Source organism: Methanobacterium alcaliphilum (assembly GCF_023227715.1).
Taxonomy (GTDB): domain Archaea; phylum Methanobacteriota; class Methanobacteria; order Methanobacteriales; family Methanobacteriaceae; genus Methanobacterium_E; species Methanobacterium_E alcaliphilum.
This window is the reverse complement of the sequence record NZ_JALKIF010000013.1, coordinates 15,258-31,754: the sequence shown is the minus strand read 5'-3', so window position 1 is coordinate 31,754 and position 16,497 is coordinate 15,258. Positions and strand designations below refer to the sequence as shown.

Genomic DNA, 16,497 nt, shown 5'->3' with positions numbered 1-16,497 from the left:
TTTATTTAAATATATCCTCAACTTTTTTAGCAAAATCAAAGTCTAACTGGGTTAAACCACCGCTATCATGAGTAAAAATAGTTAACTCCACTACTCCCGTGCCGATGACGATTTCCGGGTGGTGCTGCATTTCTTCTGCAAGATTGCCTATTTTAACTGCAAAATGCATGGAACTTGCAAGGTCGCTAAATTCAAAAACACCTATTAAATGATGGTTTTCTACAATTTCCCAATTTGATAAATCCTTAATTTTTTGGCTAATCTCATTGGCAGATAAAAGCGTCGGGGCCTTCATAATCAACCTCCTGATATGTTGCTTATATTTCTAAAAGTATTAAAGTTAAGATTATTTTTTTGCAAATAAACTTTTTACGCTGTTAATAGTAACTGTTATCTTTATTAAAAACAGAATATACTTGAATAAATAATTTAATTTTTTTAAATATAGATACGTTGATCGCAGGGAATCATTAAGTTTGAGGAATTTGATGGTAATTGAATCAGATATAGAAGAATTAAAAAAAGCACTTAAAAATCGAGACTGTACTATCCATCCACAATCAAAAGTCATGGAAATCATTTTTCACAATAAAGAAGATGCGGATTGGTTTGATGATATTATGGAAGCCAATCAAAAGGGTTCTGCAGTATCCTGTTTAATGACTATGAGGCCATTAGGTAAAAGCAAGACTCATAAATTCATATTCAATATTAAAGACCTGAAAAAATTCATTGAGATGATAAACACGGCTTAAATAATATTTTCCAGAGGGGAACAAATGGAAGAAAATAATATAAAAGTCACTGAAAAAGACGTGATTGATACTTTGGATATATTCACAAAAGTTCCCTCTATTCTATTAAAGAGATGGGTATCCAAAAAATCCAATTTAGTTAAGTCTTTTGAAAGCCAGGTTATATCATACAGTACCCGATTATCTCTAGAAGAAAAATGTAAGGTAGAAAAAATTCTGGAAATGCCAATAAATGATCTTCAAATCATATTAAATAATGCATATCGCAGGACAGGCAAAAGACAACTAAAAATACTGGCGGATCCTTCTGCAGAAGATTTTATAGAGGTTAACTTGCAGGAATTAAAAAGAGTACTGGAATTAAATGATTAGTAGGCATTTTTATCAGTAAATCCTTTATAAAATGTCAGTAAAAATATTTTAAAATCTAAAGACATGGTCCAGTTTTCCACATAATATATATCATGTTCTATTCTTTTGGGAATTGAGGTATTGCCTCTCCATCCATGGACCTGTGCCCAACCAGTCATCCCTGGACGAACATGATGTTTCACCATGTATTTAGGAATCTCTTCTCTAAATTGTTCAACAAATTGAGGACGTTCGGGTCTAGGACCAATTAAACTCATATCTCCTTTAAGTATGTTGAATATTTGGGGAAGTTCATCAATACTGGTCTTTCTGATGAAAGTTCCAAATTTAGTTTTACGAGGATCGTCTTCGGTGGTCCATTGAAATTTTTCATGGTCTTCGTCTTGAACTTTCATGCTACGGAACTTATACATATTGAAATTTTTCCTATGGCGACCTACACGTTCTTGTTGGAAAATAATAGGGCCAGGGGAACTAATTTTAACCATGATGGTGGTGAAAATTAAAATAGGGGAGAAAATAACCAGACCAATCACAGCCAAAAAAACATCAAAAATTCTTTTCAGTGCAGAATTAAATGAATTATCTAAAGGCACATATCTGATATTGATAATGGGTATATCATCAATCATGTCAATGGATGGTTTTGCCGGGAAATATCGGTAATAATCAGGCACTATTTCTGCTTTAACACCGTGCTTTTCACAAGTATCTACCAGATGATCTAAAATTTTAAAATGCCGGGGAGATATGGTTATAATGATCCTATCTAACTCTTTATTCAATATAATTTCTTCTAAGTCATTGGTGTCTCCAATTATGGGAATTCCCGCAATTTTTTGACCTTTTTCCAGGTGATCATCCAGAAAACCAATAATATGGTAACCCACATAACTATTTTGCTTAATTTTACGGGCAAACTTTTCCCCTAATTCACCAGCACCCACAACCAGTATGTGTTTAATATTATAACCTTTACTGCGTATGAATTTTAATAACTGTCTAAACATTGATCTTTCTGCAATTGCAAAAGCGGTGCTGAATATAACAAACATTCCCAGTAAAAATCTTGAAAAATCAGTTAAATTAAATGTGAATAATAAGGTGACTACTATAAAAATTCCCACCAAATTAATTTTTATCAGATTTACTGATTCATCAGTATTAGTCCTTTTAGCTCTCTGAGGACTATACAATCCGGTGAGATAATAAAGACCAATGTAAATGGGCAAAATTACTCCTAATGGCATCATGTAATGTGTAAATCCCCAGCTACTTTGTCCAAATCCTAACAAGTCTGTTTTGAACCTTATAAACCATGCCAACATAAATGCCAGGGTGATTATTAGCATGTCAATCAAGATTAAGACAATATTGAAGAATCTCTGGTTCTGTTGAATCATTTAATCACATATAATTAATTTTCAGTATTAAATAATGGGGAATATCAAATAATATTATGGTTTTCATCTCTTAAAAATATTTAAGAACAGTTTTAAACCACACATTCCTCCTATTCCCAAGTAAGTAATAGTAGTTATTATAATCGAATGTTTATTTTTATAGTGTTTGTTGTAAAAAATATACATTGCTCTGTAAAATTCGTATATGAGTTTGTTTTTTTGTTTTTTCCCATTGCTGCTGGCACCCTTATAATGAACTATTTTTGCATCACTATAATAAACTATTTTCCAGCCTTTTTCTTTAAGGCGATAGCACCAGTCAATATCTTCACCATACATGAAAAAAGTTTCATCCAGAAGCCCTACTTGTTCAATAGCCGTAGATCGCACCATCATGAAGGCCCCTACCAGACTATCCACTTCATAAGTTTTATCTTCATCCATATAAGTAAGGTTGTACCTTCCAAATCGCTCATTATTTGGAAAAAGTTTAGATAAACCAGTCATACGGTAAAAAGATACATCAACGTCAGGAAAACTTCTTCTGCATGCTTTATCTAAAGTTCCATCTTCCAGAACTACTTTACATCCCAGAGCACCAATGGACGCATTTTTTTCCATTTCAGTTAAGCATTTTTCCAAACAATCGCCAATAATTATGGTGTCTGAATTGAGTAAGAGTATGTATGATGCATTGGTTTGATTCAAAGCTAAATTATTGGCATGTGCAAATCCTTTATTTTGAGAATTTGCAATAAATTTAATTAAACCGCCCGGGGACTCTTTAGAAAAATCTTTCTGTAATTTTTCAAAACTACCGTCATTTGATGCATTATCTATTAAATAAATATCATATGTGAATTGGTGTTCTTTTGTTATAATGGAGCTTATGGTCTGTTTGGTTAACTCATAAGTCCGGTAATTCACTATTATTATAGATAAATCCATCCTTTTTCTCCTTATCCGTACTTTTATTAATTATTAAGTTCATGCTACCTTAAATCAGAAGCTATTCTTTGAAATTATTAATCTATCTTTGATATATTTAGGACCATTAAAAAAAGTTATTATAGGGCCGATATTTTTTTAATTATCCCATGGTGCTTTTTTATATCCAAGTTTCTGTGCTAATTCACTTTCCCATTGATTTTTAATGAACATGAGATTAAATTGTTCTTTGTTTTGGGGTTTACTACGCATAAGATCGGTGGATTTTTGTAATTTGTGGTGTACAATTGCTTGCGGAATATAATAAATCTTCAAATTCAATACATGCCTCACATAGTCGCATAATATTCTATCTGATCTATAATGACGGCCATATTCTGCATCAAGACCTTTGGTTTGCTTTAAAATGTCTCTTTTAATATATGCGCAGAATAATGGTGCAAATTTAAGTTCTACTGCTTGGCCACTGTGGAAAACAGGAGTGTTTATAATATTCTTGTGGTGTGCAGATAAACTAACATCACATTCAATATGGGAATTAGCAAAAGGAACGTGGGTATTTATAGTTTTAGTCTTGGGTGGAAGCACCTGTTGGGGTATAACAATGCCACATTGGGTCAGTGTATCTGATGCAGTTTGCATATTCTCAATTGCGCCGGGAGTTACAATTGCGTCGTTGTTTAAAAGTAATATGTCACTATTGGGGCGGGATATACCTATTCCCTGGTTCACGGCATAAGTAAAACCATAATTAACATCATTTAGAATAACTTTTATTTTATTTTCTGCCTTTAATTTATTCAAATATTCCACTACAGAGGCACTTGAAGCATTATCTACCACTATAATCTCCAACAATTTGTCATTTAATTCTAAAAGCGAATCTATGCACTCTTTTAAATCTTCTAATGATTCATAACTGGGTATTATGGCACTTACTTCACGTTTCAATACATTCTGTGTATTTTTGTAACGTGTTTGTAGTCTTTCATCTTGTTTTTCTCTGATTGAACTTAAATGATGGCTTAAACTACGATTATTGGTTATGGTATTGTCTGCCTTATCATAATAATAGTTGGAAAGAAGAACGGGGATTGAATATATGGTGGATGTTTCGGATATGCGCATGATTAAATCCCAATCAACATATCGATTTAAAGCCTCATCAAAACCACCCAAGCGATTATATAGTTCTTTGGTATGGCAGAACGTGTTGAGATCAATGTAATTGCGGTTATGGACTAAGGAATAATTAAAACTACCAAAACGAATGGCGAAGGGGCTTTTATCATAACCTCTATACAGATATTGGCCACCATATACTGCATCACTGTCTGGTAGATATGTAAAAGCACCAACTATTGCTCCCAGATAGTCTTTTTCCCAGGTATTATCTGAATCGAGATAAGCTATATATTTGCCTTTAGAATAGTCCAAACCCTTATTTCTAGCATTAGATACGCCCTGGCAGGTTTTATTTTTTATTATCTTGATTTTAGGGTTTTCATTTTTTTCTAAAAATTCCGTGGTACCATCGTCACTACCATCATCAACAATAATCAGTTCAAAATTCTGATAACTCTGTTTCAATACAGAATCAATTGCAGAGGATATAGTGCCAATACGGTTATGCACTGGCATTATTACGGATACTAATGTTGTTTTTTCAACTTTTTGACTTTCTTCAGTCAAAAAACGAGCTATATTTTCCATTTGAGCAAAGCACCTTTTTTCTTCTTCACCGAAAGGTGCTTCTAATAGGGGGGATATTGAAGAATATGTAAGAAACTCATCAAAGTCATTAAAATTTGGAATTTGTATATTTAATTTGCAAAATCTAGCTTTTAATTTTTTTAAAAAAGATTTCAGTTTTTTAGCAATAATCTTGGGTCTTTTTTTTAGTTTAGCCATTGCTCTTTTACTCCACAGTGATTAGTTTTACACGTGTTTTGATAATTTTTAAATTTTGTTTAAATTTCCATTATTTATAGTTTAATAAGATGAAATCAAAAAAACTAATAGCGAGGTTTGATTGATATGATGGGGGATATTTGCTTCCCAAATATATAAAAAAGACCTATAATAATATTTAAAGGGCAAAAAAAGCAGATTTTTCTTTATTTGATATCATATTTTAAACTATATTGGGGTATATTATTTAAAACATTATCTTGAAATAAAATGTTTTTTACAAGTGTTTGTGTTTTTAAAAAAATAGGAATTTTATAGTATTTTTAATAAGTAACCACTCAATTTTTAAATAATTTTCAAGGTTTTTGCTTTGGTAGTTTACTTTGTCTATTTTATCTAAAGAATTTAATCCTTCTTTCAATCCTTTTAAATAAACTGGACCTTTCCCTGCTTTAAGAAAAAACAGATACTTAATAAAAAATCCCATGAGCAAAAATAAAAGATTTATAGTCAGTTGGGGCCAGGGCATGTTTTTGTAAGGGATGTATATATTGTTTCGAGCAGCTAATTGTATTTTAAATTCATTATATCTACTTCCACTGGTTCCACTGCCCACATGATAAACAACGGCACCAGGACAATAAATATTAATATAACCTTGAATTAATGCCCGATAACTGATATCAATGTCTTCTAAGTATGCAAAGAAGTTCTCATCAAAATATCCAATTTCTTCAAAAATTTGTTTTCTGTAAAGAGATGCTCCTGCGCAGGCACTGAAAATTTCTCTTGAATCATTGTATTTATCCCGGGATTTTCCATAGCCCACTCTTTTTGTCCAGCCTAAAACGGTGTACTCATCGCCGGCATCATCCATTTTAGTTCTATCATGGTACTGCACCATCTTAGAAGATACTGCAAATATATTGGGGTTGTTTTCCATAGTTTTTAGTAAATTAGAGATACAGTTTTTTTCCAGTTCCATATCATTATTTAATAAGAATAAGTAATCTCCTTTTGAGACTTCTATCCCCTGGTTTATTGCAGCTGCAAAACCTAAATTTTTTTCATTTTCTATTAAAACATAATGGGGGTATTTTTCATGAATAAAATCAATACTTCCATCACTGGACCCATTATCCACAATTATTATCTCCTCAATGTATTCTTGAGTTTCTAATGATGAGAAAAGTTTTTTTAAATAATTCAATCCATTATAATTGGGAATAATTACCGACACATTATTCATTTTTTTACCTTGATTAAGTTAAAGATATAATTCGAAAAATAGTTAACATCTACTTTTTTTCTAGAGGGCATAATAATTCATCATGAAATAATTTAAAAGCAAAATCCCTTTATTTTTTTAGTTTACTGGTTTTATATTTAATGTAACCCTTTATATTGCTTCTTTTTTTCATTTTCTCTTCCATGATTTTATTTTCCTCTTTTAAAGATTTATTCTGCTTTTTTAAATCTTTATTCTTTTGCTTTAATATTTTATTCTGCCTGCCCAGTTTGTCCACGTAATTTAATTTTTGCATATATAAGACTGCATTTTTAAATTGCTGGGTTTCAATTAAAATAAACAAGAGTTTTAAACGTTCCCCTGGCGTTGCACCCATATCTTTACTCTTTTTGTACAATTTTTGAAATTCTATAATGACTTTTTCATTCTCTTCTAGGGATAGTTCACTTCTAATTAATGTGTCTAAGAAGTAAGTTAACCTCATGTTTATTAGATATTTGATGTATTCTAAAGAATCGTTCTTTTTAAATCTGAGATATGCTTCCCTGTAACCAATCAATAATTGGTTAAGGTAGTTTATAGATTTTGATCGGCTTATAGAATGAGGATTCGCATAGTGAGTGTATATATAATCATCTTTAAGCATGATTATCCCACTTGCTTTTAAGAATGCATGGGAAGTGAATACGACGTCTTCTATTCCGGTTTCTGGAAAATAGATATCGTTGTTTTTTAAAAACGATTTTCTAAAAATTTTGACCCATATGAAAGCAGGATGTCCTAATATTGATGGATCTTCGTTTATACTGTCTATTTTTATCTCGGATTCGAGTTCTCTAAATGGTATCTTAGCATCATCAACCAGTTTATACCATCTTCCAGATACTATATCAACGTCTTCTTTGATTATTCTATTGTGTAATATTTCGCACGCGGTTGGCTCAAAAAAATCGTCCTGATCCATGAACATCAGATAATCTGCTGATGCTGCATCCATTCCTATGTTTCGGGGTACACCGGGATGGCCGTGGTTTTCAGCTAAACTGATAATTTTAATGTTTTCATATTTTTTAGCATATTTTTGAAGTACTTCTAAGGTAGAATCCATTGAATTATCATTAACCAGTATAACCTCTAAATTTTTAAAACCGATGCTTTGGTTTATAATTGATTCCAAACCTTTTTCAATATATTTTTCCGCATTATATAGAGGAACTATGATACTTATTAAATAAGACAATAAACCCCCACCTTTTCTTGTTTTAGGAGCCAATTTAAGATTATATTTATATACTCCATAATTCTACATCACTATGTAAAATTTAATTCATCTTACTTTATTTAAATATTTACACGACTTATTTAAGAAATGATAAGAAAAATTTATATTATCTGTTCCTTAATTATAGTAAATACTAAATTTTAGATTTCTGAATATCATTTATTCACTAAAAAATAGAAGGGAAAAAGTATACTGGACCGGTTTAATCAATATATTTTTCAGGATTTTCATTCATTCATTAAACAAAACAAATATGAAAAACAGCTATTAATTTATTTAGGGATGTTTTAGATATCATGTTAGATCACAGATTCATAAAAAACTTCACCAAGTACAAATTTCTCCTGGTTGAACTAGTTAAAAGAGATATCACTGTAAAATACAGGGGATCTGTATTGGGAATATTATGGAGTTTTTTAAACCCATTACTGCACATGATGGTGTTAACCATAGTGTTCGGGACTTTTTTTGGAAAGAGCATACCTAACTTTGCAGTTTATGCTTTAACCGGGTTTTTAATATTTTCTTTCTTCTCATCAGCCACCACGCTGTCAATGAATTCTATAAAGAAAGGGGCGCCGATTCTAAAAAAGATGTATGTTCCTAAATATATCTATGCACTGGCAGGTATTTTATCAGAAACAATCAATCTCCTCATTTCCATGATTGTATTGATTTTAGTAATGCTATTCACTGGATGTCCATTTTCAATTTTTAATTTAACGGCCATAATACCAATATTTTTCTTATTCATATTCACTATTGGCTGTGGTTTAATACTGGCCACTATAAATGTCTTTTTCAAAGATGTAAAATATTTATATGGTGTATTCACGCGTTTACTGTTATATGGCTGTGCTATATTTTACCCCATAACCATCATACCCGAGCAGTTCATAATTGTATTTTATGCTAATCCCGTATATTGCGCGATTAGTGGACTTAGGGATTCAATTCTCTATGGAACATTACCTGGAACCGGATTATTATTGTATTTAAGTCTGATTTCAGTCATAACCCTAATCATTGGAATTATTGTATTTTATAAAAGTCAGGATAAATTCATATTACACCTTTAGGAGGGATATATTGGATACAACTAATCAACAAATAGAAAATCAAGAATCTAGTGGCTCAAGTTCTGAAAAATCCAATAAGCCCGGAAAAGTAGTTATCAAGGCAGAACATGTAACCATGAAATTTGACATGAGCCCTGAAAAGATTGATAATCTTAAGGAATATGTTATCAAATGGATTAAAAGGGATATTAAAAAAGAAGAATTTATAGCCCTTGATGATGTTTCATTTAGCTTGAATAAAGGGGATCGGCTAGGATTAATTGGATTAAATGGTGCAGGTAAAAGTACTCTGCTAAAAATCATAGCCGGGGTAATGAAACCTACTTCTGGAAATATTTCGGTTTCTGGAAAAATAGCTCCTTTGTTAGAATTAGGTGCTGGGTTTGATCCAAATTACACTGGAAACGAAAATATTTTTTTAAATGGAGCAATTTTAGGTTATTCAAAAGAATTTTTAGAGGAAAAATATGATGAAATCGCCGAATTTTCAGAATTAGGTCGATTTCTAAAAATTCCTATTAAGAATTATTCCTCAGGTATGCGTTCTAAGCTAGGGTTTTCCATAGCTACCATTGTAGAACCAGATATATTAATACTGGATGAAGTATTATCTGTAGGAGATGCCAAATTCAGGAGAAAAAGTGGAGATAAAATTCGTTCGTTATTTGATTCCGGTGTAACAGTATTATTAGTTTCTCATTCCATAACTCAAGTCAGAGAGTTGTGCAATAAAGTTATCTGGCTTGAGAATGGAAAAATTGTTATGAGTGGAGACGCTGATGAAGTGTGTGACGCCTACATGAAAAGCGTGGAATAAGATATCTGAGGGGTTTATTCATGAATAAAGATAAAATTTTAGTCAGTATCATAATTCCAGTTTTTAATACTGAAGACTATCTGGAAGAGTGCTTGGACAGCTTAATTAATCAAACCTTAAAAAATATTGAAATCATCTGCATCAACGACGGATCCACAGATAACTCTCTAAATATCCTAAAAGATTACGCGGCACGTGATAACCGCATTAAAATTATTGATAAAAAGAATGAAGGACAATCTGTTGCTCGAAATAGGGGCGTTAAAGAGGCTAAAGGGGAATATATAGCTTTTGTTGACTCTGATGATTACATTAACTTAAACGCCTACGAGTTATTATACGATTTTGCTAAAAAACATGACCACGATATGGTTCTATGTGATGTTATCCGCTTCAATTCAGAAAAAACATGGAGGGCAAAATTACATAGAATTTCTATCCCTGTTGATGAAGTAATTGTTTCCACCAACATACTTGAAAGGCCCACTCTGATATATGATACCGGCCCATGGAATAAACTTATAAAAAAGAGTTTTTGGGATGAAAACAAGTTTTCATTTTTAGATGGGTACTTATATGAAGACTTGTTGATATCTGCGGAAATGCATTGCGCTGCAAAATCTGTGGGAATATGCCCCCAGACTCGATACTACTGGAGATTCCGTGAAGGTGAAAATATATCAACCACGCAAAATACACTGCGTATTAAAAATCTCCAGGACAGAGTATTCATTATCAATAAATTATCTGATTTGTATAAATCTAAACCAGAATATAATTCATTACTACTTCCCCATTATAAAAAATGCATGGAATATGACCTGATGATATTTCTGGACAAAGTAAACATGGCTTCTGAAGAATATTTAAAAGAATTAATTCGCCAAATAACTCCTTTGGTGGATGAAATTGGCCTGGGAAAAGACATAAATCTCAGAGTCTGGGATAAGTTCAAATATCAACTAATCAAGGACAATGACGTTGAAACCCTTAAGAAAGTGACTACTTACACTCAAAAATATAATAAAAAAGGAAGGATAATGAGAAGTGCCTGTATGCTGGCCAATGCATTAAAGGACAACATTTTAATGAAATTATGGAAATTCCGCCAGGCCAATAAAGCAGTTTAAATAAAAAAATTTCAGGTTAGTTTTCCTCATGAAGCTTAAAAAATTAAAAAAAAAATTTCACTTATATCGAAAAAATGCTGTTTTAGATAACTATTATACTGATCTTCCCTTAGAAGAAAACTTAATTTTCATAGAATCCAAAAATGGCAATGATATAGCGGGAAATATCTTTTATATTCTGAAAGAATTAAGCAAAAAAGAATATTCCACTTATAAAGTTGTAATATCCTTAAAAAGTAAACTATGGGATACTAAACGTGTTTTATTAGGCAACTATGGTATATTTAATATTATATTCACTGAAACGGGCACTTTAGAATACTATAAATACCTCTACAGTGCCCATTATTTATTTTCTGATGCGACTTTACCTCCAGCTTTTGTTAAAAAGAAGGGTCAAATTTATTTGAATACATGGCATGGAACTCCCCTTAAAAAATTGGGAAAAGCTAATGCTAAAAGGGGCTATGGTCTGGGTAATGTACAACGAAATTTTGTTATGGCTGATTATCTGCTCTATCCCAATCCTTTCATGCAAAAGACTATGATAAGTTCATTCATGCTGGAAAATCTGAGTAAAGCCATGATTATGAATGAGGGATACCCTCGAAATTCTATATTCTTTGATAAAAATGCAGTAGCTAGCCTTAAATCTGAAATGGGAATTGAAGATAAACAGGTAATTGTTTACATGCCTACTTGGAGAGGTATCTACAGCGACCTGGATATCAAAGGCCAAAACCAGGCAGTTAAAAAGTATTTATCTAAACTTGATGAACTTTTATCTGAAGAACAGATATTATATGTTAAATTACATACTGTTGTAAAAGACCAAATTAATTACAAAGAATATAATCATATAAAGCCGTTTCCAAGAGACTATGAAACGTATCATTTCTTGAACTCTGCGGATTGTTTGATAACAGATTATTCAAGTGTATTCTTTGATTATGCTTGTTCTGGAAAGAAAATAATATTATTTGCTTATGATGAAGAAGAATACTTAAAAACTGTGGGCACTTACTTTTCATTGGATGAATTACCATTTCCCCAGGTTTATAATGTGCCTGATTTAATTAAAGAGATAAATACTTCTAAAAATTATGAAGATACTCCATTTTTAGAGAAATTTTGCAAATATGATAATCTTGACGCGGCAAAAAATATCTGCGAATACCTTATTTTAAATAAAGAGAATGATATTCCATTAAAAAATATTAAATCGAATGGTAAAGAAAATGTTTTGATTTATACTAACAGTTTAAATGATAATTCGTTAAAAAAATTTTTCAATAAAGCCGATTTCAGCAAAAAAAATTATTTTCTGACCTTTAGGGCATCTAAGGTAAAAGATAATGCAGAGCGATTATACGAAATATCACATAAATTGAACTACATTCCCCTGCATGATAATTTGACTGTCACTATCCAAGACGCATTAGCCATAAAACTGTTTTTTAAGTATAATATTTCCAGTAATAAGATCAAAAAGCAATTAGATCGGTTTTATAAACGTAATTTAAATAAATATTACCCTTCCATTGACTTTGATCAAATAATACACATCACAGGGCATGATAAACAGATAATTAATCTTTTTGCGAGATATCCTTCTCAAAAAACAATTTTCATGCACAAAGATTTGATAAAAAAATTAAAAAAAGAGAAGATAACCCTGTCTTATTATGATCAGGTAGTTCTACTCAAAAGAAATTTATTGGAACCCGCTTTAAAAGTATATCCAAAAAAAGACAAGATAATCAAGTTAGAAGATTTTATTGAAAAATTAAGTGAATGATTACATGAAAGCCGGAATACTAACTTTAAATTCAGCTCATAACTTCGGAGCATCACTGCAGGCATATGCTCTCCAAAAAACATTGGAAAATCTGGGTTTCGAGACAGAGATAATCAACTACCGTTATAAAAAGATTGATTATGTATACAATCCCTACAGGCGAAGTAAAAAAGGATTACTGGATATAGGGTTTTATTTAAGTAGAATAAAATTACATACTCTGGACAAATACAAAATCACCAAATATGATAACTACGAAACATTCTTTAAAGAATACTTTAATCTCACCCCCCCTTACAATACACTTAACCAATTAATGGACGCTGAGTGGGGCCATGATTTTTATATATGTGGAAGCGATCAAATATGGAGCGCACATATCACGAGGGGATTACAACCACCTTATTTTTTAGATTTCTTGCCTGAAGACTCTAAAAAGATAGCTTATGCTGCCAGTTTAGGTACAGACACTATCAACGAATATGATATTCCTATTTTTAAACAGTATCTATTTAATCTGGATAATATTTCAATTCGAGAACAATCATCCATTAAAGCACTGAAAAAATGCACCGACAAACCATTAGACGTGACCATTGACCCAACATTGCTTCTAAAAAAAGAAGACTATGACGAACTCAAAATAGACCCCTCATTTAAAGACAAGGATTATATTTTTGTATATGTCATTGACCGTAATGAAGAACTCTATAAAATAGCAGAAAAGATATCTCAGGAAGAAAACTTACCAGTGGTATTTTCCAGCCCTTATCTAAAACCAGAAAAAGTATTTAAAAAACAGATGGATCATGTATGGGACATGGGACCACGAGAATTTTTAGGGGTCCTGGCTAATGCTAAATATGTGGTAACTAATTCATTTCACGGGAACATTTTCTCCATCATCTACCAGAAACCATTCATTTCTGCACCACACCAGGTGACTTCTGCCAGAGTGCTGCAGTTTTTGGAAAAAATAAACCTTAAACAAGTATTATTCACAGATTCCAATGAATTTAGCAATATTAAAGATGTTAAAATTGATTATGTTGATGTAGGGAAGAAACTTAATGATTTGAAACAAGAATCAATCAACTTCTTGAAAAAATCAATGGTCAAAGATAAAAAAGTAAAACCAAATTATTTTGAAAATAAGCTGAAATTAACTTGTTATGGTTGTTATGCATGTAAAGAGATCTGCCCCACCGGTGCTATTAGCATGGTTGAAGATTTTGAAGGGTTTGTATATCCTAAAATAGATGAAGAAAGATGCAACAACTGTGATTTATGCAAAAAAACCTGTATATTCTCTAAGGATGAACTAAAAAATACGGATATGCATTTAGTATATGCTGCCTATAACACACATAAAGAGGTGAGGGAATCCAGCTCTTCTGGAGGAATATTTTTACCACTAGCACAGGAATTTATTGAAAACGGTGGATACGTGGTGGGAGTGGCATATGATGAGAATATGGAGGCTCGATATATGGTTGCTGAGACCATGGAGGAGTGCAGAAAATTCAGCGGTTCTAAATATGTTAGAAGCAACATTGAAAAAATCCTTCCCGAGATAAAAAAACTCTTAGATGATGGTAAAAAAGTTCTCTTCACTGGAATTCCCTGCCATGTAGCAGGATTGAAAGGATATATTGGAAACAAAGATAATCTATTCACAACAGAGATTTTATGCCATTCTAACCCATCTCCTAAAGTATTCCGGAAATACATACATTATTTAGAAGAAAAATTTGAATCAAAAGTCATAGACTTTAAATTCAAGAATAAATCAAAGGGATGGAACTCTCCCTCTGTAGAAATAATATTTGAAAACGGCAAAAAAATAATTGAAAATGCTAAATACAATAATTACACCCGAGCATTTCAGATGGGACTCACTGCCAGACCATGCTGTTATAACTGTGAGTTTATAAAAGAGAACCGGGCAGGAGATATAACCATCGCTGATTTCTGGGGTATTGAAAAGATTGAAGAAGAATGGAATGATGATAGGGGAACTTCCCTTATAATTGTAAATAATGATAAAGGTCAAATCTTACTGGATAAAATAGAGGGGCAATTAAAGATAATCCAAAAAACCATGGGAGAAGCATTTATCAAAAACCATAAACGGCCTGTTATTATGCGCAGGGAACGCAATGAATTCTTTGACAGGTTGAATAAAGAAAATATAGATGAACTGCTCTATTCTTATAATCTTTTAAAACAGAGATTGGATACGCATAAAAAGTGATTAATTGTAGAAAATAAATCTCACATTATCCATCAATAATATTCAAAAGACACTCCAAAGCCAACTCCCTCATTAAAATAAAATAAATATACTTAATCCCTAGGTTCGGGGGATTAACTATGTTAAATATGAATCAATATTTAAAATAAATGGGGGTTGCTAACTTATTTATTTTTAATTTCCTATTTGGTAGTAGTCAAAGCCCATCTTTTCCAGATAATTTTTGTTATACTGGTTCCTTCCGTCAAAAATGATTTTATTTTTTAGCTTTTTGCCAATCTCATCAAAATCAGGACTTCTAAATTCTTTCCACTCGGTGATTAATATTAATGCGTCGGCATCATTGATTACATCATATTTATCTAAAAATTGTATACTATTTTCGTCTTTAAAGTAATATTTTTGAGCTATTTCCATGGCCTTAGGATCGTAAGCCTTAATATTTGCACCTAATTCTATTAACTTTTTTATAATAACCACAGATGGTGCTTCTCGCATATCATCAGTTTCTGGTTTAAATGAGAGCCCCCAAATAGCGAAAGTACGGTTAGATAAATCCTCACCAAATCTTTTAATGATTTTTTTAATGATAACTCTTTTTTGTTCGTGGTTAACATTTTCAACTTCTTTTAATATTTTGGATTCATAGTCGTGATCTTGGGCGGTTTTGATTAATGCCTGAACGTCTTTTGGGAAGCAACTTCCCCCATAACCGCAACCAGCATATAAAAAGCTGTATCCAATTCTTTTATCACTACCCATGCCTATTCGCACGTGGTTTATATCAGCCCCGACGATTTCGCAGATATTGGCCATTTCATTCATAAATGATATACGGGTGGCCAGCATGGCATTAGATGCATATTTGGTCATTTCAGCACTCCTAATATCCATAGTTATCATTCTCTCATGGTTGAGAGTAAATGGGGCATATAATGCTTTCATAATCTCAATAACATCTTCATTGTCTGAACCAATGACTATTCGATCAGGATGCATAAAGTCTTCTACTGCAGCACCTTCTTTTAAAAATTCAGGGTTTGAAACAACATTGATTTTGTAAGGAACTTCTCTTTTGTCCAGTTCTTTTTGTATGGTTTCCTTTACTTTATCTGCGGTACCTACTGGAACGGTTGATTTATCCACCACAATCAAATCATGGGACATTTTTTGGCCAATTTCTCTTGCTGCATTTAGAACGTATTTCAAATCAGCACTACCATCCTCATCCATAGGGGTTCCAACAGCAATAAAACAGATATCTGAGTTAGTTAAAGCTTCAACTAAATCTTTAGTGAAAACAAGGTTTTCATGTTCAAAGTTCCTCACCACTAACTCTTCTAAACCGGGCTCATAAATAGGGACGATTCCTTTTTTAAGACTTTGAATTTTATTATTATCAATATCTACACAGTAAACCAGGTTTCCCATCTCTGAAAAACATGTTCCTGTAACTAATCCCACGTAACCTGTTCCAATAATTGTGATTTTCATTTTTA

At 32.0% G+C, this 16,497-nt stretch carries 14 protein-coding genes; 7 read left to right on the top strand and 7 right to left on the bottom strand.

Annotated elements, in window-relative coordinates; all coding sequences use genetic code 11:
• Position 1: 1 nt before the first annotated feature.
• On the bottom strand, positions 2-295 hold the full coding sequence (locus MXE27_RS09820; RefSeq protein ID WP_248612259.1) for a 4a-hydroxytetrahydrobiopterin dehydratase: 294 nt from the start codon (positions 293-295) through the stop codon (positions 2-4).
• Positions 296-488: 193 nt separating this feature from the next.
• Here MXE27_RS09820 and MXE27_RS09815 point away from each other — a divergent pair, with 193 nt between their 5' ends.
• Positions 489-755: a hypothetical protein gene (locus MXE27_RS09815; RefSeq protein WP_248612258.1), complete on the top strand. Its 267-nt coding sequence runs from the start codon at positions 489-491 to the stop codon at positions 753-755.
• Between the two features lie 24 nt (positions 756-779).
• A complete protein-coding gene (locus MXE27_RS09810; protein WP_248612257.1) occupies positions 780-1,127 on the top strand; it encodes a hypothetical protein in 348 nt (115 codons plus the stop codon).
• Here MXE27_RS09810 and MXE27_RS09805 read toward each other — a convergent pair.
• From MXE27_RS09805 to MXE27_RS09785, 5 genes are all read right to left on the bottom strand, one after another.
• Positions 1,124-2,530, bottom strand: coding sequence for an undecaprenyl-phosphate glucose phosphotransferase (locus tag MXE27_RS09805; RefSeq protein WP_248612256.1), 1,407 nt, complete (start codon positions 2,528-2,530; stop codon positions 1,124-1,126). The two genes, MXE27_RS09810 and MXE27_RS09805, sit on opposite strands and share 4 nt — an antisense overlap.
• 63 nt (positions 2,531-2,593) lie before the next feature.
• Positions 2,594-3,478 carry a glycosyltransferase family 2 protein gene (locus MXE27_RS09800; RefSeq protein WP_248612255.1) on the bottom strand — a complete coding sequence of 295 codons (885 nt, stop codon included), beginning with the start codon at positions 3,476-3,478 and terminating at the stop codon, positions 2,594-2,596.
• Positions 3,479-3,616: 138 nt separating this feature from the next.
• A complete protein-coding gene (locus MXE27_RS09795) occupies positions 3,617-5,389 on the bottom strand; it encodes a glycosyltransferase family 2 protein (protein ID WP_248612254.1) in 1,773 nt (590 codons plus the stop codon).
• Between the two features lie 295 nt (positions 5,390-5,684).
• Positions 5,685-6,638 (bottom strand): glycosyltransferase family 2 protein, encoded by a 954-nt coding sequence (locus tag MXE27_RS09790; protein ID WP_248612253.1) that lies wholly within the window; start codon positions 6,636-6,638, stop codon positions 5,685-5,687.
• Between the two features lie 109 nt (positions 6,639-6,747).
• A complete protein-coding gene (locus tag MXE27_RS09785; protein WP_248612252.1) occupies positions 6,748-7,878 on the bottom strand; it encodes a glycosyltransferase family 2 protein in 1,131 nt (376 codons plus the stop codon).
• A gap of 338 nt (positions 7,879-8,216) precedes the next feature.
• On the opposite strand from MXE27_RS09785, the gene MXE27_RS09780 reads away from it, so the two are divergent.
• Genes MXE27_RS09780 through MXE27_RS09760 form a run of 5 tightly spaced genes read left to right on the top strand, consistent with a single transcriptional unit; the run spans position 8,217 to position 14,998 of the window.
• Positions 8,217-8,999 (top strand): ABC transporter permease, encoded by a 783-nt coding sequence (locus MXE27_RS09780; RefSeq protein WP_248612251.1) that lies wholly within the window; start codon positions 8,217-8,219, stop codon positions 8,997-8,999.
• Positions 9,000-9,009: 10 nt separating this feature from the next.
• Positions 9,010-9,816, top strand: coding sequence for an ABC transporter ATP-binding protein (locus tag MXE27_RS09775; protein ID WP_248612250.1), 807 nt, complete (start codon positions 9,010-9,012; stop codon positions 9,814-9,816).
• Positions 9,817-9,836: 20 nt separating this feature from the next.
• On the top strand, positions 9,837-10,946 hold the full coding sequence (locus tag MXE27_RS09770) for a glycosyltransferase family 2 protein (RefSeq protein WP_248612249.1): 1,110 nt from the start codon (positions 9,837-9,839) through the stop codon (positions 10,944-10,946).
• A gap of 28 nt (positions 10,947-10,974) precedes the next feature.
• Positions 10,975-12,744, top strand: coding sequence for a CDP-glycerol glycerophosphotransferase family protein (locus tag MXE27_RS09765; protein ID WP_248612248.1), 1,770 nt, complete (start codon positions 10,975-10,977; stop codon positions 12,742-12,744).
• 4 nt (positions 12,745-12,748) lie between these two features.
• Positions 12,749-14,998 (top strand): polysaccharide pyruvyl transferase family protein, encoded by a 2,250-nt coding sequence (locus MXE27_RS09760; protein ID WP_248612247.1) that lies wholly within the window; start codon positions 12,749-12,751, stop codon positions 14,996-14,998.
• A gap of 174 nt (positions 14,999-15,172) precedes the next feature.
• On the opposite strand, the gene MXE27_RS09755 is transcribed toward MXE27_RS09760, so the two are convergent.
• The gene (locus MXE27_RS09755) at positions 15,173-16,492 is read right to left on the bottom strand and encodes a UDP-glucose dehydrogenase family protein (protein WP_248612246.1); all 1,320 of its coding nucleotides are present in this window, start codon (positions 16,490-16,492) and stop codon (positions 15,173-15,175) included.
• Between the last annotated feature and the right edge of the window lie 5 nt (positions 16,493-16,497).